This window comes from Streptomyces sp. H39-S7 (assembly GCF_027158205.1).
GTDB lineage: Bacteria > Actinomycetota > Actinomycetes > Streptomycetales > Streptomycetaceae > Actinacidiphila.
The window spans coordinates 132,207-155,617 of sequence record NZ_JAPVLU010000004.1 but is presented as its reverse complement, the minus strand read 5'-3'; the positions used below and the strand labels follow the sequence as shown (position 1 = coordinate 155,617).

Below are 23,411 nucleotides of genomic sequence, written 5' to 3'. Positions count from 1 at the left end.
GCAGAAGGTAGGCGGATCCGGGCACCGGCGGTACCCCGCCCAATGGGTGATCCTGGCTTACGCATGGCGCGCCGGGCACCCGTGTCGCCCGGGCGGCGGAAGTGTTCGCCGCGTGCTCGCCCTGGTCGCCGCCCACTTCGTCCTCGCCGCCTGCGCCACCCCTCTGGTGCGGTGGCTCGGCCGGCGGGCCTTCCTCGTCCTCGCGGTGGCGCCGGCCGCCGCGGCGGTGTGGGCGTTCTCCCAGTGGGCGTCCGTCGCCGACGGCGCGGTGCGCAGCGAGCAGTGGCGGTGGGCGCCCGCGCTCGATCTGGAGATCGCGCTGCGGCTCGACGCCCTGGGGCTGCTGCTGACCGTGCTGGTCGGCGGCGTCGGGGCGCTCGTACTCGTCTACTGCACCGGGTACTTCGGCGACGACGAGCCGGGGCTGGCGAACTTCGCGGGGAACCTGACCGCGTTCGCCGGGGCGATGCTGGGGCTCGTTCTCGCCGACGACCTGATCCTGCTGTACGTCTTCTGGGAACTGACCACCGTCTTCTCTTTCCTGCTCATCGGCCATCTGTCGGTGAAGCAGGGCAACCGGCGCTCCGCGCTGCAGGCGCTGCTCGTCACCACCGCCGGCGGCCTCGCCATGCTCGTCGGGCTGCTGATACTCGGTCAGGCGGCCGGCACCTACCGGATCTCCGCCCTCGTCGCGCATCCGCCGCCGTCGGGCGGCACCGCGGTGCAGGTCGCACTGGTGCTGGTGCTCGCCGGGGCGCTGTCGAAGTCCGCGATCTGGCCGTTCAGCCTGTGGCTGCCCGGTGCCATGGCGGCGCCGACGCCGGTCAGCGCCTATCTGCACGCGGCGGCGATGGTGAAGGGCGGCATCTACCTCGTCGCCCGGTTCTCCCCCGCCTTCGCCGCGATCGCGCCCTGGCGGGGTCTGACGTTGACGTTCGGCGCCGCCACGATGCTGCTCGGCGGTTGGCGGGCGCTGCGCGAGACCGACCTCAAGCGGATCCTCGCCTACGGGACGGTGAGCCAGCTCGGCTTCCTCACCGCGCTGGTGGGGGCCGGGTCCCGGTACACCGCGCTGGCCGGCGCCACCATGCTGCTGACGCACGCGCTGTTCAAGGCGCCGCTGTTCCTCGTGGTCGGCATCGTCGACCACGCCACCGGGAGCCGAGACATCCGCCGCCTCGACGGGCTGGCGCGTGCGATGCCGCTGGTCTGCGGCACCGCCTGCCTCGCTGGCGCCTCCATGGCGGGCCTGCCGCCCTTCCTCGGCTTCGCCGCCAAGGAGGCCTCGTTCGCCGCGCTCTGGGCGGGCGGCGGAGCCGACCGTCTCACCCTGTACGCCACCGTCGCCGGGTCGGCGCTGACCACCGCGTACACCCTCCGCTTCCTGTACGGCGCCTTCGGCCCGGCCACGTCGTCCGATCGGCCGCCCGCGCACAGCGGGCGGAGGAGGACGGCCCCCGCCCTGCTGGCCCCCACGGCGCTGCTGGCGCTGGCGGGCCTGGCGCTGGGGCCGGGGGTGAGCCTGCTGCAACCGCTGATGGCGCGGTACGCGTCCGCTTTCCCGTCCCGCGGAACCCCGTACCACCTGGCCCTGTGGCACGGCGCCGGCCTCCCGCTGACCCTGTCGGAGATCGCGTGGGCGGGCGGCGTGGCCCTGTTCTTCGTACGCGACCGCCTGGTGCGCTGGGGCAAGCGGCTGGCGCTGCCGCGCGCCGAGACGGCGTTCGCCCAGATCCTGTGGCAGACGGAGCGCTTCGCGCTGCAGCTCACCGGGAGCATCCAGCGCGGCTCGCTGCCGGTCTACCTCGGCACGGCGCTGCTGGTCTTCTCGGGCGCGGAGGCGGCGGCGCTGCTCACCGACCGGCCGTGGGCGTGGGGCGGCGCCCCGCGCTGGGGGGACGACGCGGGCCAGATCGCGGTGGCGGTCGCCGTGGCCGCGGCGGGCGTGCTGTGCCTGCCGACCCGGCAGCGGATGAAGGCGGTGGTGCTGGCCGGCACGACCGGCTACGGCACCGGCGTGCTCTTCGTGCTGCAGGGGGCGCCGGATCTCGCGCTGACGCAGTTCACCGTGGAGACGACCAGCATCGTCGTGTTCGTCCTGGTGCTGCGACGCCTCCCGCACCGCTTCCCGCCGACGGCGACGGCATGGCGGCGCGCCCTGCACGCCGCGCTCGGCGTCACCGCCGGGACGCTGGCGGCCGCCCTGACGTATCTGGCGCTGGCGGCCCGCCGGCATCCGGCAGCGGGCGCCGACATGGTCGCCGAGACCGCGCACGACGGGCTGAAGAACGTGGTCGCGACGATCCTCGTCGACCTGCGGGCCTGGGACACGATGGGCGAGTCGGCGGTGCTGGCGGTCGCCGCCGTCGGGGTGACGAGCCTGGTCTACCTTCGCCGCCGGGCCGGCTCGCTGCCGCGCGCGCGGGACGAAGGCGGCGCGGCGGGCGTGTGGGCGGCGGAGGTGCGCACCGGTCCCCGCGCGGCCCCGGAGCGCGCCTGGCTGGCGGCCGGCGACACCCTCGACCCCGACCGGCGCTCGGTGGTCTTCGAGGTGGTGGCGCGGCTGGTCTTCCACCCCGTCCTCGTGCTCTCGCTGTACCTGCTGTTCTGCGCGGAGAGCCTGCCCGGCGGCGGCTTCACGGCCGGGATGGTCGCGGGTCTCGCGCTCGTCGTGCGGTATCTGGCGGGCGGACGGTACGAGTTGGCCGAGGCGGCTCCGGTCGACGCCGGGTTCCTGCTCGGCACGGGCCTGATGGTCTCCGTCGGGACGGGCCTGGGCGGTCTGGTGTTCGGGGCCGACGTCCTGGCCGGCGGGGTGTTCCACACCCGGCTGCCGCTCTTCGGCGACGTGCACGTCCCCAGCTCCGTGCTCTTCGACTTCGGCGTCTACCTGCTGGTCCTCGGGGTCGTCCTCGACGTGCTGCGGAGCCTCGGCGCCAAGATCGACCAGCAGATCGAGCGCGAAGAAGCCAGGAGGAAGGCATGACCGCCACCGTCGCCCTGATCGCCGCCGGCGGGGTGCTGTTCGCCTGCGGGACGGTGCTGCTGCTCGCCCGGCCGCTCACCCGCATCCTGCTCGGCGCCGTCCTGCTGGGCAACGGGGTGAACCTGCTGGTGCTGGCCACCTCAGGCCCTTCGGGCAAGGCCCCGCTGCTCTCCCCCGGCACCGATCCGGCGGCCGTCTCCGACCCGTTCCCGCAGGCGATGGCGCTGACCGCGATCGTGATCACCCTCGCGCTGACCGCGTTCCTGCTCGCGATGGCGTACCGCAGCTGGCAGTTGACCGGCAGCGACGACGTCCAGGACGACGTCGAGGACATCCGGGTCGCGCTGCGGGCCGAACACGAGGGGACACGGGCCGAGTTGCGGGCGGTGATCCGGGCGGACCGGGCACGGCAGGCGCGTGCCGAGGACTCCGAGGACCTCGACGACGAACTGTGGGACAACGTGCTGGGGGCCGACCGATGAACGCGAGCGCACTGCTGCCGCTGCCCGTCGTCCTCCCGCTCTTCGCGGCGGGCCTCAAACTCGCCGTGGGGCTGCGGCTCCCCCGCGTCCAGCGGTTCATCAGCGCGGCCGTCCTCAGCGTGGTGCTGGCCGCCTCCGTCACGCTGCTGGTGGCGGCCGACCGCGACGGGCCGCAGGTGATGCACGCGGGCGGCTGGCCGGTCCCGATCGGCATCGCGCTGGTCGCCGACCGGCTGTCGGCGCTGATGCTGGTGGTGTCGTCCGCGGTGACGCTGTGCGTGCTGGTGTACTCCATCGGCCAGGGCATGGCCGACCGCGACGAGGCGACCCCGCTGTCGGTCTTCCACCCCGCGTACCTGATCCTCGTCGCCGGGGTCTCCGACACGTTCCTCTCCGGCGACCTGTTCAACCTCTACGTCGGCTTCGAGATCATGCTGACCGCGAGCTACGTCCTGCTGACACTCGGCGGCACGGCGGCGCGGATCCGCGCGGGGGCCACGTACATCGTGGTGTCGCTGCTGTCCTCGGTGCTCTTCCTGGTGGCGATCGGCATGGTCTACGCGGCCACCGGCACCATGAACCTCGCGCAGCTCTCCGTCCGGCTGGCCGATCTGCCCGCCGGGATCCGGCTGGTGCTGCAACTCGCCCTGCTCACCGTCTTCGGCATCAAGGCGGCCGTCTTCCCGCTCGCCGCCTGGCTCCCCGACTCCTACCCGACCGCGCCCGCGCCCGTCACCGCCGTCTTCGCCGGGCTGCTCACCAAGGTCGGCGTGTACTCGATACTGCGCACCCAGACGCTGCTCTTCCCCGGCACCCGGCTCGCCGAGCCGCTGATGCTGATCGCCCTGCTGTCGATGGTCGTCGGGATCCTCGGCGCGGTCGCGCAGACCGACCTCAAACGGCTGCTGTCCTTCACCCTCGTCAGCCACATCGGGTACATGGTCTTCGGCATCGCGCTGGCCTCGCGCGGCGGCGTCGCGGGCGCGGTCTTCTACGTCGCCCACCACATCACCGTGCAGACCACGCTCTTCCTCGTCACGGGCCTGGTGGAACGCCGCGGCGGCACCACCGATCTGCAGCGGCTCGGCGGGCTCGCCAGGATCTCGCCGCTGCTCGCCGCGATCTTCTTCGTGCCCGCCATGAACCTCGCCGGGATTCCTCCGCTGTCGGGCTTCCTCGGCAAGCTCGGGCTGCTGCGCGCGGGCGTCGCCGACGGCGGCGTCTGGGCGTATGTGCTGGTCGGCGGCGGTGTCCTGACGAGCCTGCTGACGCTCTACGCGCTGATCAAGGTCTGGAACCTGGCGTTCTGGCGGGCGGCGCCGCCCGATCTGTGCGAGGACGGCACCGTGCTGGAGACCGACGACAGTGACGATCAGGACGACGCCGACGAGGACACTCTCATGCCCGCCGGACGCCCGGAGTCCGCTTCCCTCAGCGGCCGTTCGATCACCACCACCGCCGCGCTCCCCCGCACGATGCTCGCCGCCACCATGGCCCTGGTCGCGCTCGGGCTGGCCTACACCGTGCTGGCCGGCCCGCTGACGGGGCTCGCCGACCGGGCGGCCGGCGAGCTCCTGTCACGGACGCCCTACGTGCAGGCGGTCCTGGCGCGCTGAATCAGGGGCCGGCTCACCGGTTGTGGCCGGTGTGCGTCGCCGCGATCTGCTTCCAGGACTTCGGCTCCGCCTGCGGAGCGGCCGGCGCCGCGCGCAGCGCGCCCGCCTTCGGGGCCGCTGCCGGCGCCGCGGGCTTGGACGCGGTGAAGAGCCAGGTCTGGAAGAGCGGGCCGAGCTTCTTGCCGGAGATCTTCTCGGCGAGCTGCTGGAACTCGGCGATGGAGCCGTTGCCGTACTGGTGCTGGGCGGGCCACGCCTTGAGCAGGGCGAAGAACGCCGTGTCGCCGATCGTGTTGCGCAGCGCCTGAATGGCGACGGCGCCCCGGTCGTAGACGGCGCTGTCGAACTGGTTCTCCGCGCCGGGGTCGCCGGGCTTCACGGTCCAGAACGGGTCGTCGGCGGGGTGCTGGCTGTAGACCCAGTCGGCGAGTTCCTGCGCGGTGCCCTCGCCCTGGTGCTCGGACCACAGCCACTGTGCGTAACTCGCGAAGCCCTCATTGAGCCAGATGTCGGACCAGTGGGCGACCGAGACGCTGTCGCCCCACCACTGGTGCGCCAGTTCATGGACGACGAGCGAGGGGTTCGACCCGGCCGCGAACTGCGCGGGGCTGTAGAAGACCCGCCCCTGCGTCTCCACGGCATAGCGGGTGGGCACGTTGGGGACGTAACCGCCGGCGGCACTGAACGGGTAGGGGCCGAAGTAGTCGCTCTCCCAGTCGATGATCTCGCCGGTGCGCTCGACGCTGGCGCGGGCGGCGCCGTCGTTGTCGCCCAGGTCCTTGCTGTAGGCGTTGATGACGGGCAGCCCGTTGGCGGTGGTGCTGCGGGTGATGTCGAACTTCCCCACCGCGAGGGTGGCCAGGTACGTGGCCTGCGGCTTGTTCTGCCGCCAGTTGTAGCGGGTCCAGCCGATCCTGGAGGTCTGCGAGACCAGCACGCCGTTGCTGATCGCGGCGGTGCCGTCGGGGACGAGCACCGAGACGTCGTACGTGGCCTTGTCCAGCGGATGGTCGTTGCTGGGGAACCACCACCAGGCGGATTCCGGTTCGTTGGCGGCGACGCCTCCGTCGGGGGTCCGGTGCCAGGACGTGAACCCGTAGCGCTTCACCTTGCCCGGGACGCCGGAGTAGCGGACGACGACGGTGGCCTGCTGACCCTTGGCGAGCGGGGTGGCCGGGGTGATCTCCAGCTCCTGCTCGCCGCTGGTGGCGAACTTCGCGATCCGGCCGTTGACCCGGACCTCGCTGACGTCCAGCGCGAAGTCGAGGTTGAAGCGGGTCAGCCCCTGGGTGGCGGTGGTCAGCAGGGTCGCGGTGCCCTCCAGTTCGTCGGTGGCGGGCTGGTACTTCAGCCGCAGGTCGTAGTGGGAGACGTCATAGCCGCCGTTCCCGTACGTCGGGTAGTACGCGTCGCCGATGCCGGGCGCGCCCGGTCCGGCGTCGGCGGCGGATGCCGGGATCGCCAGCAGCAGGCCGGCGGCGCTCACGGCGGAAACGATCGCTCTCTTACGCACAGGGGTCCTCCAGCGCGGGGTGAGTTCGGACACCCCGACCCTAGGAACCCGCTGTGGTCACAGCCACCCCTTCGCCCACCGCTGTCTCAAGACCTTCACCGTGCGCAACACAACGTCTCAAAACACCGTCCGGCGCACACCGGCCGTGATCCCGGGTCAACCTGTCTTCAACGCCGCCTTCATCATCGCCCGCGCGATCGGCGCCGCCAGCCCGTTCCCGCTGACCTCCGAGCGGGCCGCGTCCGACTGCTCGACGACCACGGCGACCGCGATCCGGTGCCCCTTGCCGTCCTCGGCGTAGGAGACGAACCAGGCGTACGGCGTCCCGCTGTTGTTCTCGCCGTGCTGGGCGGTTCCGGTCTTGCCACCGACCTCGACACCGCTGATCCTCGCGTTGGAGCCGGTGCCGTGGTCGACGACGTTGACCATCGCCTTGCGCAGCTTCTGGGCGGTGTCCGCGCTGACCGCGCGCGTGGTCCCACCGTCCGGGTAGGACTGCAGCGCGGTGCCGTTGCCGTCGGTGACCTGCGAGACCATGTGCGGGCTCGCCAGCTCGCCGCCGTTGGCGATGGCCGCGACGACCATGGCCATCTGGAGCGGGGTCGCGGTGTCGTCGAACTGGCCGATGCCGGACAGAGCGGTCTGCGCCTTGTCCATGCCCTTCGGGTAGCTGCTCACGGCCGCGCGCACCGGCACGTCCAGGCTGTCGGTGTTGAAGCCGAACTTCTCGGCGGCGGCGCGCACCTTGTCCTGGCCGAGGTCGACGGCCATCTTGCCGAAGACGTTGTTGCAGCTGTACTGGAGCGCGACGTTGATGTTCGCGTTCTCGCAGGGTGCGGACGCCGACTCGTTGGCCAGTACGCGCGAGGTGCCGGGCAGCGGGTACGGGTTCGGGCTGTCGGTCTTCTCGTCGATCGACGAGTACAGCCCGTTCTCCAGGGCCGCGGCGGCGACGACCAGCTTGAACGTCGACCCCGGCGGGTACGCGGCGCGCAGGGCCCGGTTCAGCATGGGCTGGTCCTTGTCGGCCTGCAGGGCGCTCCACGCCGAGCCGTCGGCGTTCGAGCCGCCCGAGATCTTCGACGGGTCGTAGCTGGGGGTGCTGACCATGCCGAGGATCCGGCCGGTCGCCGGGTCGATGGCGACGGCGGCGCCCTTCTTGTCGCCGAGCCCCTTGAAGGCGGCCCGCTGCACGGCGGGGTCGATGGTGGTGATCACGTCGCCCGGCTCGGTGGCCTTGCCGGTGAGCGAGTCGGGCAGGCTCTTGAGCCGCGGGTCGGTGCCGCCCAGGACACCCCGGTAGATGCCTTCGAGCTGGGTGGCGCCGTAGACCTGCGAGCTGTAGCCGGTGACCGCCGAGTACAGGCCGCCATCGGTGTACGTGCGCTTGTAGCGCAGGTCGCCGCCGCTCGTGGTGGTGGAACCGGTCACCGGTTCCCCGCCCACGACGATGTCACCGAGCGGGTTCGCGTACTGCGCGATGATGTTCCGCCGGTTGTGCTGGTCGTCCGCGAGCGCCCGGCCGTCCACCGCCTGCACCCACGTCACCCGCACCATGACCGCGAGGACGAGCAGGAGGCTGAAGACCGACGCACGCCTGATTGTCTTGTTCATCCCCTGCAAGAACGCTCCGGGGGGATTCGTTGGTTCCGGCGGGTGAGCACAGGTTCCTCACAGGTCGCGGCTCCCGTACGGAACCGTCCCGCTCTGTGAGGATCGCCACCGTGCGCACCCTGCGAGGACATCAATGGCCGCTGGTCGGCTGGCTCGTCGTCGTCTGGGTGCTGCTGTGGGGCAACATCACCGCGGCGAACGTGATCACCGGTGTCGTCGTGGCGGTCGTGCTCTGCCTGGTCTTCCCGCTGCCGCCGCTCGACCTCGGGCTGCGGATTCACCCGGTCGGCTTAACGCGGTTCGCCGCGTTCTTCCTCGTCGACCTGACCGTCTCCGGGCTGCGTACGGCGTGGCAGACCCTGTCCCCCGGCTCGCTGCCCTGCGCGGTGCTCGCCGTCCGGCTGCGCTGTCCGGGCGACCTCATGCTGGCGGCCACCGCGATCGCCGTCTCCGCCGTGCCCGGCAGCGCCGTGCTGGAGGTCCAGCGGTCCACCGCAACGCTGTTCGTGCACGTCATGGGCTCGGACAGCGAGGAGGCCAGGGACGGGGTACGGCGGCTGGAATCGCTGGTGGTGCGCGCCTTCGGCACCCGATCGGAGATCGCCGCACTGGAGACGGGAGACGCGTCGTGAAATGGGTCACCGCGGCCGTCCTCGGCCTGCTGATCGCGGCCGGGGTGATGGTCTTCGTCCGGCTGGTGCGCGGGCCGTCGATGCTCGACCGGGCGGTGGCGGTCGACGCGCTGCTGGCCGTCATCGTCGCGGGCCTCGGCGCGCAGGCGGCGGCCGACCGCACCCCGTACTCGCTCCCGGTCCTGCTCGTGCTGGCCTTCCTCGGCTTCACCGGCTCGGTCGCCATCGCCCGCTTCATCGCCTTCCGGGACGAGGAGGCGTCGTGAGCTGGGGTGCCGTGTGCGACTGGGCCGCGGCGGTCTGCCTGCTGCTCGGCGCCGCGCTCTGCTTCGTCGCCGGCATCGGGCTGCTGCGGTTGCCCGACACCCTCACCCGGATGCACGCGGCGACCAAACCGCAGGTCCTGGGGCTGCTGCTGGTCCTGCTGGGGGTCGCGCTGCGGCTGCGGTCGTGGGTGGACCTGGGCACCCTGGTGCTGATCGGGACGTTCCAACTGATGACCGTTCCGGTGGCGGCGCACCTGGTGGGGCGCGCCGCGTACCGCACCGGCCAGGTCCGCTCCGACCAGCTGGTCCTCGACGAACTGGACGACCACCTGACGCGGCCCGGCCCCGACTGAGCCCAACACCGGTAGGTTCGAAATGTGACAAATGCTCGGATCGTCGGCGCGCTGCGGTCCCTGGAGGACAGTGTCCTGACCCGCCAGGGCATGGGGCTGCCCCTGCTGGCCATCGTCATCGTCTCCGTGGCGGACCTGTCGGCCGGCCGGGACCACTACATCGGGCCCGGCATGGTCGTGGCCCCGGCGCTGGCGTCCATCACGACGACCTGGTGGCGCACCCTGCTCATCGCCGCCCTCGGCCTCGCCTCACAGGTGGCGCTCGCGCCGTACAACGGGGTCGACCGGGTCCACGACTGGGTCCTGCTCAGCGGCCAGTTCGCCACCTACCTCGTGGTCAGCCTGTTCAGCGCCTACATCGCCTGGCGGCGCGAGACCGGACTGCGGGCCTTCACCGCGATCACCTCGGTCGCCGAGGCCGCCCAGCGCGCCCTGCTGCGGCCCCCCGGCAACCGGGTCGGTGAGGTCCGGCTCGCCGTCCGGTACGTCTCCGCGGCGGACGCGGCCCAGATCGGCGGCGACCTGTACTCCGTCCTGGACACCCCGCACGGCGTGCGCGCGCTCATCGGCGACGTCCGCGGCAAGGGCCTGGACGCCGTCCAGACGTCGGCGGTCGTGCTCGGCGCGTTCCGCGAGGCCGCGTACGACGAGGGCGGACTGACCTGCGTCGCGCAGCGCGTCGAGGCGAGCGTCCAGCGCCATGTCGTCTCCGACGAGTTCACCACCGCCCTCTTCGCGGAGTTCGACGGCTCCGGCTCCGTCGAACTGCTGCACTACGGCCATGTGGCGCCGCTGCGCGTCACCGCCGACGGAACGGTGACGACGCTGAACCCGCCGGACCCCTGGGTGCCGCTGGGCCTCGGCCGGCTCGTCAGGGGCGCGCCCGTGCCCTGGCGGGCCCAGCTCACCGGCGAGGACGTGCTCGTCCTCTGCACGGACGGGGTGATCGAGGCCCGCAGCCCGGAGGACGGCTCCTTCTACCCCCTCGCCGACCGGGTCGGGCCGCTGGTGGCCGGACTGGCCCAGGACCTGGAGGCGGCCGTCGAGCGCGTCTACGCCGACCTGCTGCGCCACGCGGGCGGCTCCCTCGGCGACGACGTCGTCCTGCTGCTGCTCGCGCCCGCCCGTCCCCCGGCACCCCCGGCACCGCCGGGCTGACGAGGCACCCCGCGGGCGTCACCCCGGGCGTGGCTGGAAGCATCGCACTGAGTATTCACGCAATGACGTCTCGTCAAGATGCCCTAGCGGCGGGGCGTTCGCCTGTTCTAGGGTTACTACGCGGCCCCAGGACCTCGGTCCGCTCCAGGCGGAGCCCAGCCGGGCTCGAGCGCCTCCGAATCTGCAGGACGTGGACCGGCGTCATGGCGAAGCTTGCGGCGATCTCGCGACTCCCCCTCTCCGACCCGCGGCGATCGACTCTCGATCTCTCCTGGACGTTCTCGCTGCACCGCGCCCCGGGCAGCGACGACCTGGCCGCCAGGATGACGTGCGCCGCACTCGACACCCTGGGGCCGTACGGCGAGGTCAGCGCGCGACTGGCGGATGCCGTCACCCTGGCGTGCGGCTATGTCGTCGACCACGGGTTCGCACACCGGTACCGCGTGACCCTGGGGGTGGACGGGACACGGTGCACGGTCTCGGTGACCGACTACGGCTACGACAAACCGCTCGCCGTCCCGCCCGCCCCACCGCACTCGTACGCCGCGACCGCCCTGTGCCAGCAGCTCGCCGACCCCGCCGGGAACGGGGCGCACATCGACGGCGTCCAGGTGCACCACGCCACCGACGGAGCGGTTCTGATCCGTTTCCGCGCTCTGCTCCCCGACGCCGCGACCGAGACCGCCGGCGACTCCGCCGCAGGGCTCCCCCAACCACCCCCGGCCGCGCCGGACCACTCCCGCAGTCCAGGCGCCCGGGGGTGAGGTGCGCCCGGCCGGCTGCTCCGGGGGGAGCGGGTTGCCGGCCGGGCGCCGAACAGGCGGGAGGAATACGCGCGGTGCCGGTCAGTCCTGGTGTGAGCCGGTCAGCGCCGCGAAGACGACGACGTTCGCCGAGTACGCGCGCTTCTCCGGGTCGAACATGCCACCGCAGGTGATCAGCCGCAGCTCCGGCCGGGTGCCCGCCCCGTAGACCCGGTCGGCGGAGAAGTGGTCCTTGTCGACGACCTCGACCCCTTCGACCGTGAACTCGGCGACGGAGCCGTCCGCCCGCTCGATCTCCACCTCCGCGCCCGGCGTCACCGAGCTCAGACCGTAGAAGACCGCGGGTCTGGTCGCGGTGTCGACGTGGCCGACGAGCAGGGCGGCGCCCGCCGCGCCCGGCGCCGGACCGCCGCGGAACCAGCCCGCGACGTCCGGCGTGCTGTACGGCGGCGGGTCCACCGAGCCGTTGAGCAGGCCCCGCTCGACGATGGGGGCGTGCAGCCCGATCGAGGCGATGTCCACCCGCAGCGGTTTGGAGTCCGACAGCGGGGTGTGCGGGGCGTAGACCTCCGGCGGCCGTTCGGCGGACCCGGCCGCCGGCTGCCCGCCGGAACCGGCCGGGTCCGCCCCGTCACCGGGGTTGCCGAGCAGCCAGGCGGCGAAGAGCACCAGCCCCATCGCGACCGCGGCCCAGGTGCGGCCGCCGACGGCGGTGCCTTCCTCTTCCGGCACCGCGGCCTAACCGTCGCGGCGTCGGCGGTACACCGCCACGGCCGCGAACGCCGCCGCTGCCGCGCCGCCGATCGCCAGCACCGAGTCGGTGCCGGGGCCTGCCTCCGCCGGACCCGCGGCCAGTTGCGCGGTTCCACCGCCGCCGGCCGGGACCGGGGCCGTCGGCCAGAGCGGCTCGGGCTTCACGGGCTTGACGGGTTTGACCGGCTCGACGGGGCTGACCGGGCTGACGCTGTTGATGACGACCACGCTGCCCTCGGCGGCGTGGGTCTTGCCGTCGCACTCGACCGAGACGGCGTAGGTGCCCGCCACCGCGTCGGAGCGGATGGACGCGTCACTGACCAGCCCGTCCTGCCCGTCGACCGGCGGCGCCAGTGTCACCGAACTCACGAAGACCTCGGCACTCGCCTTGGCCCGGTTCGCCGAACGGCACGCGCTTTTCACCTGCAGCGTGATGACCGCGCCCGCCCAGGTCTTGCCTGGGGTGACGGTCACCGTCCCCGAAGCCGTCGCCGAACTCTGGTCGGCGAATGCCGGGACAGCGCCACTGAGCATGAACAGGACGGCCGCACCGGCAGCCGCCGGTCGTCGGATATCTCGCATCGGGGAAACCTCCGCTCGGCCGGGTACGGCCAGCGGACCCGGTGCTTCGAACCTCCATCCACGGGGGTTCCGCCGCACCTCAGGGGACGTTTGGTTACGCCATCAGGGGGTGTCGGTCACGCACGGTGCCGCACGGTGTGAAGGCTCAGATCTCGTCGACGAGGTCCGCGATCGAGTCCACGACCCGGGACGGCCGGAACGGGTACTTGTCGATGTCGGCCTTCGACGTCAGGCCGGTCAGCACCAGGAAGGTCTCCATGCCCGACTCCAGCCCGGCGAGGATGTCGGTGTCCATCCGGTCGCCGATCATCGCGCTGGTCTCGGAGTGCACGCCGATCGCGTTCAGCCCGGCGCGCATCATCAGCGGGTTCGGCTTGCCGACGAAGTACGGGTCCTTGCCGGTGGCCTTGGTGATCAGGGCGGCCACCGATCCGGTGGCGGGCAGCGGGCCCTCCGCCGACGGGCCGGTCTCGTCGGGGTTGGTGCAGATGAAGCGCGCACCGCCGTTGATGAGCCGGATCGCCTTGGTGAGCGCCTCGAAGCTGTAGGTGCGGGTCTCGCCCAGCACCACGTAGTCGGGCTCGGAGTCGGTGAGGATGTAGCCGACGTCGTGCAGCGCGGTCGTCAGACCGGCCTCGCCGATCGCGTACGCCGTACCGCCGGGACGCTGGTCGTCGAGGAACTTCGCGGTGGCCAGTGCCGAGGTCCAGATGTTCTCGACGGGCACGTCGAGACCCATCCGCGACAGCCTGGCGTGCAGGTCACGGGCGGTGTAGATGGAGTTGTTGGTCAGCACCAGGAACGGCTTGCCGGAATCCCGCAGCCGTTTGATGAAGGCGTCGGCGCCGGGGATCGGCGTGCCCTCGTGGATCAGCACCCCGTCCATGTCGGTGAGCCAGGATTCGATCGGCTTGCGAGTCGACACGGGTGTGGTCTCCTGTCCTGGTGTACAGCTGCGCTGCTCAGCCTAGCCGGGGCGCACGGCGTACGCCCCGGCCGTCTCAGCCGCTGATCAGCTGCCGGTCGCCTTCTTCCAGGCGTCGACGTACGACGTCAGCTCGGCGTTCACCTTGGCCCAGTCGGGCGTGAAGATCTCGACGCCCGACATGACCGCCTTCAGCTTCGCCGCGTTCGCGTCCGTCACCGTCACGTCGGCACGGGCCGGGAAGCCGCCGCCGACCGAGGACACCTCGCGCTGCACCTCGGGGGTGAGCAGGAAGTCCAGCAGTTTCTTGCCGTTCTCCGCGTGCGGGGCGTCCTTGACCAGGCCTGCCGCGTACGGGAGCGCGAAGGTCGTCGGCTTGCCGGTGGCGTTCGCGGCGGGGAAGAAGATGCCCTGGTTCGGCATGGTCCTCATGTCGGCGAAGTTCATCTGCACATCGCCGTTGGCGACGACCAGTTCGCCCTTGTCGACCTTGGGTGCGAGCGCGCCCGTCGACTTCGACGGCCCGACGTTGTTGGTCTGCAGCTTCTTCAGGTACGCCATCGCCGGCTCCAGGCCGCCGAAGTCGTGGACCGCCTTGATGACGACGGCCGTGCCGTCACCGGCGACGCCCGGCGTGGAGTACTGCAGCTTGCCCTGGTACTTCGGGTCCAGCAGGTCGTCCCAGGTCCTGGGGGCCTGCTTCAGCTCCTTGGTGTTGTAGATGAAGCAGAAGTAGTTGTTGACGACCGAGGTCCACCTGCCCGCCGCGTCCTTGTCGGCGGCGGCGACCTGGTCGGAGCCGGCGGGCTTGTACGTGTCCAGCAGGCCCTTGCCGTCGGCCTGCTGGATGAACGGCGGCAGGGTGACGACGACGTCGGCCTGGGTGTTGGACTTCTCGCGGGCCAGGCGCTGCACCATCTCGCCGGAGCCGCCCTCGACGTACTTCACCTTGATGCCGGTTTTGGCGGTGAAGTCCTTGAAGACCTTGTCGTAGAAGCCGGAGCCGTCGTCGGCCTTGAGGCCGTCGGCGCTGTAGACGGTGATCTCCTTGGCGTCGCTCGCGGCGGAGGTGCCGCCGCAGGCGGTGAGCGAACCGGCGAGGACGAGGGCGCCGGCGACGGCGACGGCGGCGAGCGGCTTGCGGCTGTGTGCGGGCATGGCGGATCGATCTCCTTGCTGGGTGACGGAATCGAGAAGGGTGGTGCGTGAGGTCAGCGGTACGTCAGCGGTAGGCGGCCCGGGTGCGGATCCGGCTCACGCCGAGCAGGACGACGAGCGTCGTCACCATCAGCACCACGGCGAGGGCGGCTCCGGAGAAGAGCGAGCCCCGGTCGGTGGCGCCGAAGATCTTGACCGGCAGCGGGAGCCAGTCGGGCGGGTAGAGCATCATCGTGGCGCTCAGCTCACCCATGGACAGGGCGAAGCACAGGCCGGCGGCCGCCGTGAGGGACGGCAGCAGCAGCGGCACCTTCACCCGCCACAGCACATACGCGGGACGCGCGCCCAGGCTCGCCGCGCTCTGCTCGTAGGCGGGGTCGAGCCGGGCCACGGCCGCGCTGACGGACTGGTAGGCGAAGGCCGTGACCAGCACCGCATGGGCCAGGACGACGATGCCGCGGGTGCCGTTGAGCAGCAGCGGCGGCTTCGAGAACGCCACCAGCAGGGACAGCCCGACCACCACCGACGGCACCGCCACCGGCAGCATGAACAGCGCGTCCAGCAGCCTGCCCCAGCTGCCGCGCAGCGCGTCGGCGGCCAGCGCCGCCCAGCCGCCGACGGCCAGTGCGAGCACGCTCGCGGCGAACGCGGTGACCAGACTGGTGGTGAGCGCGTCCAGCGACTCGCCGCGGGTGATGTCCCGGTAGTGCGTGAGCGTCGGGCCGGAGGGCAGGGCCCCGCTCCAGTGCGTCGCGAAGGACGCGAGCGCGATCACCGCGAACGGCAGCGCGAACAGGGGCAGGAACAGGACGAGGAAGACGGCCCACACGGCCCGGCGGCCGCTGCGGCTATGCACCAGCACGACGGCCTCCGGCGGCTGTTGTGGCGACGACGACGCGGTACAGCCCGTAGAGAGCGACCGACAGGACGATGTTCACGACCGCGACGACACAGGCGCCGGTGTAGTCCGACTCCAGGATCGCCTTGCTGTAGACGAGTATCGGCAGCGTGGTGACGTCCTTCGCTCCGGTGAAGAGCACGATGCCGAACTCGTTCAGGCACATCACCAGCACGAGGCTGCCGCCCGCCGCGAGCGACGGCAGCGCCTCCGGCAGGATCACCTGCCTCACGATCCGCGGCGCCTTCGCGCCCAGCGAGGACGCGACCTCGATCTGCGCGGTGTCCACCTGCGAGAACGCGGCGAGCAGCGGACGCATCACGAACGGCGTGAAGTACGTGATCTCCGCGAGCAGCACGCCCCACGGCGTGTGCAGGAAGTCGACGGGGCCGCTTCCCGCGCCCGTCACGTCCGTCCACAGGCCGTTCGCCATGCCGGCCGTGCCGTAGACGAAGAGCAGCGCGAGGGTGATCAGGAAGGACGGGAAGGCGAGGAAGACGTCGATGAACCGGCTGAGCGCCTTGCCGCCGGGGAACGGTACGAAGGCGATCACCAGCGCCAGCGCGAAGCCCAGGACCAGGCAGCCGGCGGTGGAGCCGACCGCGATCCACACCGTCGTCCACAGTGCCTCGCGGAAGCCCGCCGAGGCGAACACCTCGCGGTATCCGGCCAGGTCGTGGCCGCCGCCCGCTTCCGGGGTGAACGACTGCTGGACGACGAGGGCGAGCGGGTAGAGGAACGTCAGCCCGAGGGCTGCTACCGGCGGCAGCGCCCAGAGCCGGCGGGTCGTGTGCTGCCGTCCGGCCCCCTCCCGCGCCGTCTCCATCGTCATGTCAGTCACGGGCCGGGCTCCCTACACCTGCGGGCAGCAGCACGGTGTCCTCGGCGTCGAAGGCGAGAGTGACTTCCATGCCGGCCTCGGGTGGCTTGCGGAGATCGCCCACGTCGGCCCGGAGCTCCTGTCCGTGGGAGGTGACCAGGAGGCGGTGGGTCGAACCCCGCCACTGCACGCCCGTCACCGTGCCGCGGAGCGTGTTGGCGCCGCTGGTGTCCGCCGCCGCCAGCCGCAGCGCGTGCGGGCGGACGCACATCGTGGCCTCGGCCCCGGTGACGGCGCCGTTCGGCAGCTCGGCGGCGCGCAGCACCGCGTCACCGAGGTGCAGCGCGCCCTCCTTCCCGACGCGGACCGGCAGCAGGTTCGCGCTGCCGACGAAGGAGGCGGTGAACTCGGTGCGCGGACGGCGGTAGAGGTCCTGCGGGGTGCCGCAGTCCTGGAGCCGCGCCCGGTCCATGACCGCGATGCGGTCGGCGAGGGTGAGCGCTTCGATCTGGTCGTGGGTGACGTACAGGATCGACACGTCGGGCAGTTCGCGGTGCAGCCGCGCCAGTTCGGCGAGCATGCCCGAGCGCAGCCGCGCGTCGAGCGCGGACAGCGGCTCGTCGAGCAGCAGGACGCCGGGGCGGACGGCGAGCGCGCGGGCGATCGCGACGCGCTGCTGCTGGCCGCCGGACAGCTCACGCGGATAGCGCCTGGCGTACTCGGCCATCCCCGTCATCTCCAGCGCCTCGGCGACCCGGCCGGGTATCGCGGCCCGTGGATGACGCTGCGCCCGGAGACCGAAGGCGACGTTCTGGTCGACGCGCAGGTGCGGGAAGAGGGCGTACTGCTGGACGACCATCCCGATGCCGCGCCGGTGCGGCGGCAGGCCGGTGACGTCCTGCCCGCCGATCAGCACCCGGCCGCCGGACGGCCGCACGAAGCCGGCGACCGCCCGCAGCGCGGTGGTCTTGCCGGAGCCGGACGGGCCGAGGAGGGCGAGGACCTCGCCCGGCTCGACGGTGAGGTCGAGCGCGTCGAGCACCGTCAGGTCCCCGTACCGGACGCTGACGTGGTCGAAGCGGATGCCACTGCGCACCGCGCGCGAGGTCCGGGCCTCCTCGGGCCCGCCCGGCTCCGTACTCATCGCCGCATCCCCGCCCCGGCGGTCGCGGCGAACCCCGCGAGTACGTCCGGGAGTTCCGCGACGGAGACCAGGACGTGGGTGGCGCCGGCCTCGCGCAGCGCGGCCTCGTCGTGTGCGCCGGTCAGCACGCCGGCGACCACGGACGCGCCGGAGCGGCGGCCGCAGAGCATGTCGTACGAGGTGTCGCCCGCCACGGCGATCTCCCGTACGTCGTCGGCGGCCCCGGTGCGCAGCAGCGCGGCGAGCACCAGGTCGGGGAACGGGCGCCCGCGCCCGGCGTCGGCCGGGCACAGGGTGAGGTCGGCGATGTCCCGCCAGCCGAGCGCGTCCAGGATGGCGTCCTGGGTGACGCGGGAGAAGCCGGTGGTCAGGACGACCGTGCGGCCCTCGCCCCGGAGCCTTCCGATCGTTTCGGCGGCGCCCGGCAGCGGCGCGCAGCGGCCGCCGTCGACCAGTTCGGCGTAGGCGGTCTCGAACGCCGCGTTGCCGCGCCGGGCGAGGTCCTCGTCGCCGAAGAGCGCCCGGAAGACGGTGATCTTCGACTCTCCCATCGTCGCCCGGACGTAGTCGAGCTTCCTGGCGTGGTCGTCACTGCCCGGCTCGACTCCGAGCTCCTCGGCCGCGCGGGAGAACGCCTGCTCCACGAGGCCGCCGTCGGCGACCGTGGTGCCGGCCATGTCCAGCACGACCAGTTCGATGCGGTCCGTCATGTTCGTCATCTCTCCTCTCACCAGCCCAACGCGTCGGCGGTCGTCTCACCGATCGCCGGGGAACAGGTCATGCCGCGCCCGCCGGGCCCGGTCACCAGCCACACCCCGTCCAGCACCTCCTGCCGGTGCACCACCCGGGAGGTGTCCACGCACTGCGCGTACACCCCGGCCCAGCGGCGCCTGATGCGCGGCAGCGGCCGGCCGAGCAGCTGTCCGGCCCGGGCGAGGAGGTGGTCGTACGGGTCCTCGACGACGTCGAAGCCGAACGCCTCGTCGTACTCGTGGGTGTCGCCGATGGTCAGTCCGCCGTCGAGGCGCTGGACCATCAGCAGTTGCATCCGGTGTGCGGCGGCGACCGGCGGCTGCGGCTGTCCGGAGCGCAGCGCGTCGAGCGCGGCGCCCTCGTAGGCCGGGTAGTAGCGGAAGCTGTCGGCGTCGGCGAGCGAGGTGGTCAGCGGTTCGCCGAGGGGGTCGGTCTGCGCCATCTGCAACCGCACCCGGCGGACCGGCAGTTCGGGGGCGAGCTCGCGCACCAGCCCGGACAGCCAGGCTCCGGTGGCCAGCACAACGCTGTCGCCCCGATGCGTCCGGCCGTGATCGTCGCGGACCGTGCCGGGCCCGACCTCGCGGACCTCGCGGCCGGGCAGGAACGTGTAGCGGCCGGTCGCCGCCAGGTGCTCGCGCAGTGCGGGGAGCGCCACCCGGGACTCGACGGCGGCGTCCCGTTCGCACAGCAGCGCGCCGGTGATGTCGCCGCGCAGCGCCGGGTTGTGCTCCCGGGCCGCAGCGGCGTCCAGCCACGTGAAGCCGCGCTCGGCGGCGTCCGGGCGGGCGATGACCTCGTCGACGACGGCCTTCTCGGCGTCGTTGCGGACCACGGTGAGCGAGCCGTTGGCGCGGAATCCGATGTCCGGCACCTCGGCGCCGATGTCCTGCCACAGCTCGCGGGCCCGCAGCGCGGTCTCCAGCTCCTCACCGGCCGACCGGCCACCGACCCACACCAGGCCGAAGTTGCGTACGGAGGCGCCGCGGGCCTCCCGCTCGCGCTCCAGGTGGACGACCTCGTGGCCGCGGTGGACGGCGTGCCAGGCGTGCATCGTGCCGAGCGCACCGGCGCCGACGATCAGGACTCTCATGGGGCCCAAAGGTGCTCGGGCATTCGGAAGTGCTCGTATCTCGTGCATGAACCGATGGTGAACAGCCCAGCAATGCTTGGACTAGACCCGTTACCATTTTGTGATCAAAATGCTCCGCGCGGCCGCCCGTGGAGCGTCCTACTGCTTCGACATCTGCGTGGTGAAACTGAACCGGTCGCCGCGGTAGAGCGAGCGCACCCGCTCGATCGGCGCTCCCCCGGCGTCCCGGCTCGTCCGGTGCAGCAACAGCATCGGCAGCGCGGGCGGCGTGCCGATCAGCAGGGCCTCACGCGGCGTCGCGAGCACCGTCTCGATCCGCTCGTCGGCCGATACCAGCTCCACGCCCACCCGGTCGCGCAGATAGGCGTAGAAGGACGAGTCGGGAGCGAAGTCCCTTTCCAGGTCCGGCAGTCGGGCCACCGACGAGTAGGTGCTCTCCAGGCCGACCCGCTCGTCGTCGGCGAGCAGCACCCGCTCCATGTGCCAGACCTCGTCGCCGTCCGAGACCCCCAGCTCCCGCGCCAGCACGGGGTCGGCCGCCAGCCGCTCCAGGGTGATCAGCGTGCGGCTCGGAACCCGGCCCTGCCGGCGGACGCCCTCGGTGTAGCTCGCCAGCGACAGCGGCTGCTCCAGCTTCGGTCCCGCCACGACCGTGCCCCGCCCCTTGCGCCGCACCCGGCCCTGGATCAGCAGCTCGCGCAACGCGAGGCGCACGGTCTCCCGCGCCACTTCGAACGTGGCCGCCAGCTCCCGCTCGGTCGGCAGCGACCCGCCCTCGCCGAGCTCGTCGAGCACGGCCTCCAGCCGGGTCTTCACGGCGTAGTACTTGGGCACCCGGCCGTGCTCGGGCACGCCGGACCGGATCGGGGCGCGGTGGTCTGTCACGGAGCCGATCCTCGCAGACCAGGGACGGTCCGGTCAGCCGAGCACGGCGCCGCCGAACACCGAGGCCAGCACGAGCAGCGCCGCGCCGTCGGCCACCACCCGCGTTCCGCCGGGGGCGACCGAGACCGGCACCGTGCGCCCCACGGAACGCCGGGTGCGCTCGGTCAGCACCGCCGCGACCTCCCGGCCGAACAGCGCCTCGTCGGCCAGGACCGTGCGCCCGCCGAGGACCACCCGGTCGATGTCGAGCAGCGAGACGAGGTTGGCGGCGCCGACGCCCAGCAGGTAGGCGGCGCCCGCCGTGTCACCCCGCTCGACCGCGGCCAGGCACATCGCCTCGATGCAACCGCGGTTGCCGCAGCCGCACACCGGGCCGTCCAACTGCACCACCTGGTGCCCGAACTCGCCCGCGCCGGTGCGCTCACCGCGGAAGATCCCGCCGTCCAGCACCAGCCCGGCGCCCAGCCCGGTCCCCAGGTGCAGATACGCGAACGAGCCGCCGTCCCTGCCGCCGGCGCCGTCCGCGTCACCACCCAGGACGGCGAGCGCCGCCGCGTTGGTGTCCTTGTCGACGACGACCCGCAGCCCGAGCCGCTCCTCCAGCGCCTCACGCAGCGGGAAGCCGTCCCAGTCCGGGAACCCGGTGACCCGGTGCAGGACGCCGGAGGCGTGGTCGAGCGGTCCGGGAGCCGCGACGCCGACGCCGAGGAGGCCGGGGCCGGCGTCCAGCGCGCGCACCTCGCGCGCCACCGCCTCCAGCACCTCCTCCGCGGGACGGCCCAGGCCGAGCCGGGACGTGCGGGCCCGCACCCGCTCGCCGGACAGGTCGGCGAGGACGACGGTCAGCTCGTCCCGGTCCAGGTGCACCCCGGCCGCGTACCGCGCCCGGCGCACCAGCCGCAGCTCGGTGCGCGGCTTGCCGCCGGTCGACGCCTGCCGGCCGGACTCCTCGGCGAGCCCCTCGGCCCGCAACCGCGCGGTGATCTTGCTGACCGCCTGCGGGGTGAGCCCGGTGCGCTCGGCGAGTTCCGGCCGGCTGATGCCGCCGGTCCCGTGCCGGGTGGCGGCCCGCAGCAGGTCGAGCACCAGAGCGGCGTTGTGGTGCCGCAGCGCGGGCAGATTCGCCCCTGAGATTCCCCTGTTCACCCCACCATTGTCGCCGGTGCTTGCTCTTTGGCAACACTGTTGCGAAAGTAGGTGCATGAGTAGTCCCGCCACCCCCCTCCGCGTCGGACTGGTCGGCTACGGCCTGGCCGGCTCCGTCTTCCACGCCCCCCTCATCACCGCCACCGACGGCCTGGTCCTCGACACGGTCGCCACGTCGAACCCCGAGCGCCGCGAGCAGGCCCGCGCCGAGCACCCCGACGTGCGGTTCGCCGACTCCCCCGAAGAGCTGTGGACGGGCGACCCCGTCGACCTCGTGGTGCTCGCCTCCCCCAACCGCACCCACGTGCCGCTCGCGACCGCCGCCCTGCGGGCCGGCGTGCCCGTCGTCGTCGACAAGCCGCTCGCCGGCACCGCCGCCGAGGCCTACGAGCTGGCCGCCCTCGCCAAGGACCGCGGGCTGCTGCTCTCCGTCTTCCAGAACCGCCGCTGGGACAACGACTTCCTCACCCTGCGCCGCCTCCTGGACGACGGCGGGCTCGGCACCGTGCAGCGCTTCGAGTCCCGCTTCGAGCGGTGGCGTCCGCAGCCCAAGGGCGGCTGGCGCGAGTCGGGTGACCCCGCCGAGATCGGCGGGCTCCTCTACGACCTCGGCAGCCACCTCGTCGACCAGGCCCTGACGCTCTTCGGCCCCGCCGTCCGCGTCTACGCCGAGTCCGACACGCGCCGCCCCGGCGCCCAGGTCGACGACGACACGTTCATCGCGATCACCCACGCCGGCGGCGTCCGCTCCCACCTGTGGGCCAGCGCCACCACCGCCCAGCTCGGCCCGCGCTTCCGCGTGCTCGGCAGCACCGCCGGCTACGTCAAGCACGGCCTCGACCCGCAGGAGGCCGACCTCCGCGACGGCCTGCGCCCGGGCCCCGCCGACTGGGGCACCGAGCCGGAGTCCGCCCGGGGCACCCTCGGCGCCGGCGACTCCGTCCACCCCGTCCCGACGCTGCCCGGCGACTACCCCGCGTACTACGCGGCCGTCGCCGCCGCCCTCCGCGACGGTACGGCCCCGCCGGTCACCGCGCTGGAGGCGGCCGCCGCCCTCGAAGTCCTGGAGGCGGCCCGCCGCTCCGCCCGCGAGGGCATCACCGTGGAAGTGGAGGCCCGCGCATGACCACCCCCAGCGACCTCGTCGCCGAACTCGAAGCACAGGAACACGACCTCGTCCTCGCCGGTTTCACCAACGACGACGCGTGGCGGCTGGGGTCGCTGCTGGTGGAGCTGGCGCGGTCGCGCAGCGCCCCGGTGACGATCGACATCCGTCGCGGGAGCCAGCAGCTCTTCCACTACGCGCTCGACGGCACCTCCCCGGACAACGACGCCTGGCTCGCCCGCAAGTCCCGCGTCGCGGAGCGCTACGGCGCGTCCTCCTACCTCGTGGGCGCCCGTTTCCGCGCCAAGGGCACCACCTTCGAGGAGTCCTCCCGTCTCGACCCCGACCTCTACGCCGCTCACGGCGGCGCGGTGCCGATCCGGGTGGCGGGCGTAGGAATCATCGGCACGGTGGCGGTCTCGGGCCTCCCCCAGTCGGAGGACCACGCACTGGTCGTCGAGGCGCTGGCCCGCATGGTGCGCGGGTAGCGCGGACCCCCGGGGCAGTGGCTCGAAATCGCCTCGGCCCAGGTCGTGAAGGCGGGGAAGCGTGACCGGTTCAGGAGTTCGACTCCGCACCACGGTGCGGGGGCCGAGCGTGATTCCCGTCAGATCACGTTCATCATCGGCGCGAAATCCACCTACAAGGCCGCGCCGGCCACCCTCCCCAACATCAGCACCTACTGCGCTGACTGCTTCTGACGTCCGGCGCCTCGCGGACGGCGCCGGACGGCGGCGGGCCCGGCGCGCCGCACGACGCGCCGGG

The 23,411-nt window shown here is 72.5% G+C and carries 23 protein-coding genes; 10 read left to right on the top strand and 13 right to left on the bottom strand.

Annotated features, from left to right (window positions below):
- Positions 1-112 precede the first annotated feature (112 nt).
- Genes O3X23_RS05655 through O3X23_RS05645 form a run of 3 tightly spaced genes read left to right on the top strand, consistent with a single transcriptional unit; the run spans position 113 to position 5,084 of the window.
- Positions 113-2,986 carry a Na+/H+ antiporter subunit A gene (locus tag O3X23_RS05655; protein WP_269270008.1) on the top strand — a complete coding sequence of 958 codons (2,874 nt, stop codon included), beginning with the start codon at positions 113-115 and terminating at the stop codon, positions 2,984-2,986.
- Positions 2,983-3,468 (top strand): Na(+)/H(+) antiporter subunit C, encoded by a 486-nt coding sequence (locus tag O3X23_RS05650; protein ID WP_269270007.1) that lies wholly within the window; start codon positions 2,983-2,985, stop codon positions 3,466-3,468. The genes O3X23_RS05655 and O3X23_RS05650 overlap by 4 nt, the downstream gene beginning before the upstream one ends.
- Entirely contained in the window at positions 3,465-5,084 is a 1,620-nt protein-coding gene (locus O3X23_RS05645; protein WP_269270006.1) for a Na+/H+ antiporter subunit D, read from the top strand. Before O3X23_RS05650 ends, O3X23_RS05645 begins: the two co-directional genes overlap by 4 nt.
- Positions 5,085-5,097: 13 nt before the next feature.
- On the opposite strand, the gene O3X23_RS05640 is transcribed toward O3X23_RS05645, so the two are convergent.
- Both O3X23_RS05640 and O3X23_RS05635 read right to left on the bottom strand, forming a co-directional pair.
- Positions 5,098-6,570: a M1 family metallopeptidase gene (locus O3X23_RS05640; protein ID WP_269270005.1), complete on the bottom strand. Its 1,473-nt coding sequence runs from the start codon at positions 6,568-6,570 to the stop codon at positions 5,098-5,100.
- 183 nt (positions 6,571-6,753) lie between these two features.
- Positions 6,754-8,211: a peptidoglycan D,D-transpeptidase FtsI family protein gene (locus tag O3X23_RS05635; protein ID WP_269270004.1), complete on the bottom strand. Its 1,458-nt coding sequence runs from the start codon at positions 8,209-8,211 to the stop codon at positions 6,754-6,756.
- A 110-nt stretch (positions 8,212-8,321) separates the two neighbouring features.
- Between O3X23_RS05635 and O3X23_RS05630 the strand changes: the two genes are divergently transcribed.
- From O3X23_RS05630 to O3X23_RS05610, 5 genes are all read left to right on the top strand, one after another.
- Positions 8,322-8,843: a Na+/H+ antiporter subunit E gene (locus O3X23_RS05630; protein ID WP_269270003.1), complete on the top strand. Its 522-nt coding sequence runs from the start codon at positions 8,322-8,324 to the stop codon at positions 8,841-8,843.
- On the top strand, positions 8,840-9,109 hold the full coding sequence (locus O3X23_RS05625; RefSeq protein WP_269270002.1) for a monovalent cation/H+ antiporter complex subunit F: 270 nt from the start codon (positions 8,840-8,842) through the stop codon (positions 9,107-9,109). Before O3X23_RS05630 ends, O3X23_RS05625 begins: the two co-directional genes overlap by 4 nt.
- Positions 9,106-9,462 (top strand): monovalent cation/H(+) antiporter subunit G, encoded by a 357-nt coding sequence (mnhG, locus tag O3X23_RS05620; protein WP_269270001.1) that lies wholly within the window; start codon positions 9,106-9,108, stop codon positions 9,460-9,462. The genes O3X23_RS05625 and mnhG overlap by 4 nt, the downstream gene beginning before the upstream one ends.
- Before the next feature lie 24 nt (positions 9,463-9,486).
- Positions 9,487-10,620 (top strand): PP2C family protein-serine/threonine phosphatase, encoded by a 1,134-nt coding sequence (locus O3X23_RS05615; RefSeq protein WP_269270000.1) that lies wholly within the window; start codon positions 9,487-9,489, stop codon positions 10,618-10,620.
- 203 nt (positions 10,621-10,823) lie between these two features.
- A complete protein-coding gene (locus O3X23_RS05610) occupies positions 10,824-11,384 on the top strand; it encodes a hypothetical protein (RefSeq protein WP_269269999.1) in 561 nt (186 codons plus the stop codon).
- An 81-nt stretch (positions 11,385-11,465) separates the two neighbouring features.
- Here the strand turns inward: O3X23_RS05610 and O3X23_RS05605 are convergent, their stop codons facing one another.
- The 11 genes from O3X23_RS05605 to O3X23_RS05555 all read right to left on the bottom strand — a co-directional run bounded on the left by O3X23_RS05605 (position 11,466) and on the right by O3X23_RS05555 (position 21,598).
- Complete coding sequence (locus O3X23_RS05605; protein ID WP_269269998.1) at positions 11,466-12,116, bottom strand: class F sortase; 651 nt, start codon at positions 12,114-12,116, stop codon at positions 11,466-11,468.
- A gap of 6 nt (positions 12,117-12,122) precedes the next feature.
- Entirely contained in the window at positions 12,123-12,719 is a 597-nt protein-coding gene (locus O3X23_RS05600) for a hypothetical protein (protein WP_269269997.1), read from the bottom strand.
- A gap of 145 nt (positions 12,720-12,864) precedes the next feature.
- The gene (locus tag O3X23_RS05595; RefSeq protein WP_269269996.1) at positions 12,865-13,644 is read right to left on the bottom strand and encodes an HAD-IIA family hydrolase; all 780 of its coding nucleotides are present in this window, start codon (positions 13,642-13,644) and stop codon (positions 12,865-12,867) included.
- Positions 13,645-13,731: 87 nt separating this feature from the next.
- Positions 13,732-14,802: a 2-aminoethylphosphonate ABC transporter substrate-binding protein gene (locus O3X23_RS05590; RefSeq protein WP_269269995.1), complete on the bottom strand. Its 1,071-nt coding sequence runs from the start codon at positions 14,800-14,802 to the stop codon at positions 13,732-13,734.
- 64 nt (positions 14,803-14,866) lie between these two features.
- The gene (locus O3X23_RS05585) at positions 14,867-15,664 is read right to left on the bottom strand and encodes an ABC transporter permease (RefSeq protein WP_269269994.1); all 798 of its coding nucleotides are present in this window, start codon (positions 15,662-15,664) and stop codon (positions 14,867-14,869) included.
- Positions 15,651-16,532, bottom strand: a complete 882-nt coding sequence (locus O3X23_RS05580; protein WP_269270098.1) for a 2-aminoethylphosphonate ABC transporter permease subunit — start codon at positions 16,530-16,532, stop codon at positions 15,651-15,653. The genes O3X23_RS05585 and O3X23_RS05580 overlap by 14 nt, the downstream gene beginning before the upstream one ends.
- A gap of 1 nt (position 16,533) precedes the next feature.
- Complete coding sequence (locus O3X23_RS05575; RefSeq protein WP_269269993.1) at positions 16,534-17,664, bottom strand: ABC transporter ATP-binding protein; 1,131 nt, start codon at positions 17,662-17,664, stop codon at positions 16,534-16,536.
- Entirely contained in the window at positions 17,661-18,374 is a 714-nt protein-coding gene (locus O3X23_RS05570) for a phosphonatase-like hydrolase (protein ID WP_443047774.1), read from the bottom strand. The genes O3X23_RS05575 and O3X23_RS05570 overlap by 4 nt, the downstream gene beginning before the upstream one ends.
- A 17-nt stretch (positions 18,375-18,391) precedes the next feature.
- Positions 18,392-19,510, bottom strand: a complete 1,119-nt coding sequence (locus tag O3X23_RS05565; RefSeq protein WP_269269990.1) for a TIGR03364 family FAD-dependent oxidoreductase — start codon at positions 19,508-19,510, stop codon at positions 18,392-18,394.
- Between the two features lie 138 nt (positions 19,511-19,648).
- A complete protein-coding gene (locus O3X23_RS05560) occupies positions 19,649-20,395 on the bottom strand; it encodes a GntR family transcriptional regulator (protein WP_269269989.1) in 747 nt (248 codons plus the stop codon).
- 33 nt (positions 20,396-20,428) lie between these two features.
- A complete protein-coding gene (locus O3X23_RS05555) occupies positions 20,429-21,598 on the bottom strand; it encodes an ROK family transcriptional regulator (RefSeq protein ID WP_443047773.1) in 1,170 nt (389 codons plus the stop codon).
- Here O3X23_RS05555 and O3X23_RS05550 point away from each other — a divergent pair.
- Entirely contained in the window at positions 21,597-22,667 is a 1,071-nt protein-coding gene (locus tag O3X23_RS05550; RefSeq protein ID WP_269269987.1) for a Gfo/Idh/MocA family oxidoreductase, read from the top strand. The two genes, O3X23_RS05555 and O3X23_RS05550, sit on opposite strands and share 2 nt — an antisense overlap.
- Positions 22,664-23,134, top strand: a complete 471-nt coding sequence (locus tag O3X23_RS05545) for a heme-degrading domain-containing protein (RefSeq protein ID WP_269269985.1) — start codon at positions 22,664-22,666, stop codon at positions 23,132-23,134. The genes O3X23_RS05550 and O3X23_RS05545 overlap by 4 nt, the downstream gene beginning before the upstream one ends.
- The last annotated feature ends 277 nt before the right edge of the window (positions 23,135-23,411 follow it).

Coding starts and splice junctions, on each gene's coding strand:
- O3X23_RS05565 (WP_269269990.1), bottom strand. CDS start 19,510: ATGAGAGTCCTGATCGTCGGCGCCGGTGCGCTCGGCACGATGCACGCC.
- O3X23_RS05645 (WP_269270006.1), top strand. CDS start 3,465: ATGAACGCGAGCGCACTGCTGCCGCTGCCCGTCGTCCTCCCGCTCTTC.
- O3X23_RS05575 (WP_269269993.1), bottom strand. CDS start 17,664: ATGAGTACGGAGCCGGGCGGGCCCGAGGAGGCCCGGACCTCGCGCGCG.
- O3X23_RS05600 (WP_269269997.1), bottom strand. CDS start 12,719: ATGCGAGATATCCGACGACCGGCGGCTGCCGGTGCGGCCGTCCTGTTC.
- O3X23_RS05555 (WP_443047773.1), bottom strand. CDS start 21,598: ATGCACCTACTTTCGCAACAGTGTTGCCAAAGAGCAAGCACCGGCGAC.
- O3X23_RS05590 (WP_269269995.1), bottom strand. CDS start 14,802: ATGCCCGCACACAGCCGCAAGCCGCTCGCCGCCGTCGCCGTCGCCGGC.
- O3X23_RS05580 (WP_269270098.1), bottom strand. CDS start 16,532: ATGACGATGGAGACGGCGCGGGAGGGGGCCGGACGGCAGCACACGACC.
- O3X23_RS05570 (WP_443047774.1), bottom strand. CDS start 18,374: ATGACGGACCGCATCGAACTGGTCGTGCTGGACATGGCCGGCACCACG.
- O3X23_RS05550 (WP_269269987.1), top strand. CDS start 21,597: ATGAGTAGTCCCGCCACCCCCCTCCGCGTCGGACTGGTCGGCTACGGC.
- O3X23_RS05610 (WP_269269999.1), top strand. CDS start 10,824: ATGGCGAAGCTTGCGGCGATCTCGCGACTCCCCCTCTCCGACCCGCGG.
- O3X23_RS05545 (WP_269269985.1), top strand. CDS start 22,664: ATGACCACCCCCAGCGACCTCGTCGCCGAACTCGAAGCACAGGAACAC.
- O3X23_RS05650 (WP_269270007.1), top strand. CDS start 2,983: ATGACCGCCACCGTCGCCCTGATCGCCGCCGGCGGGGTGCTGTTCGCC.
- O3X23_RS05635 (WP_269270004.1), bottom strand. CDS start 8,211: ATGAACAAGACAATCAGGCGTGCGTCGGTCTTCAGCCTCCTGCTCGTC.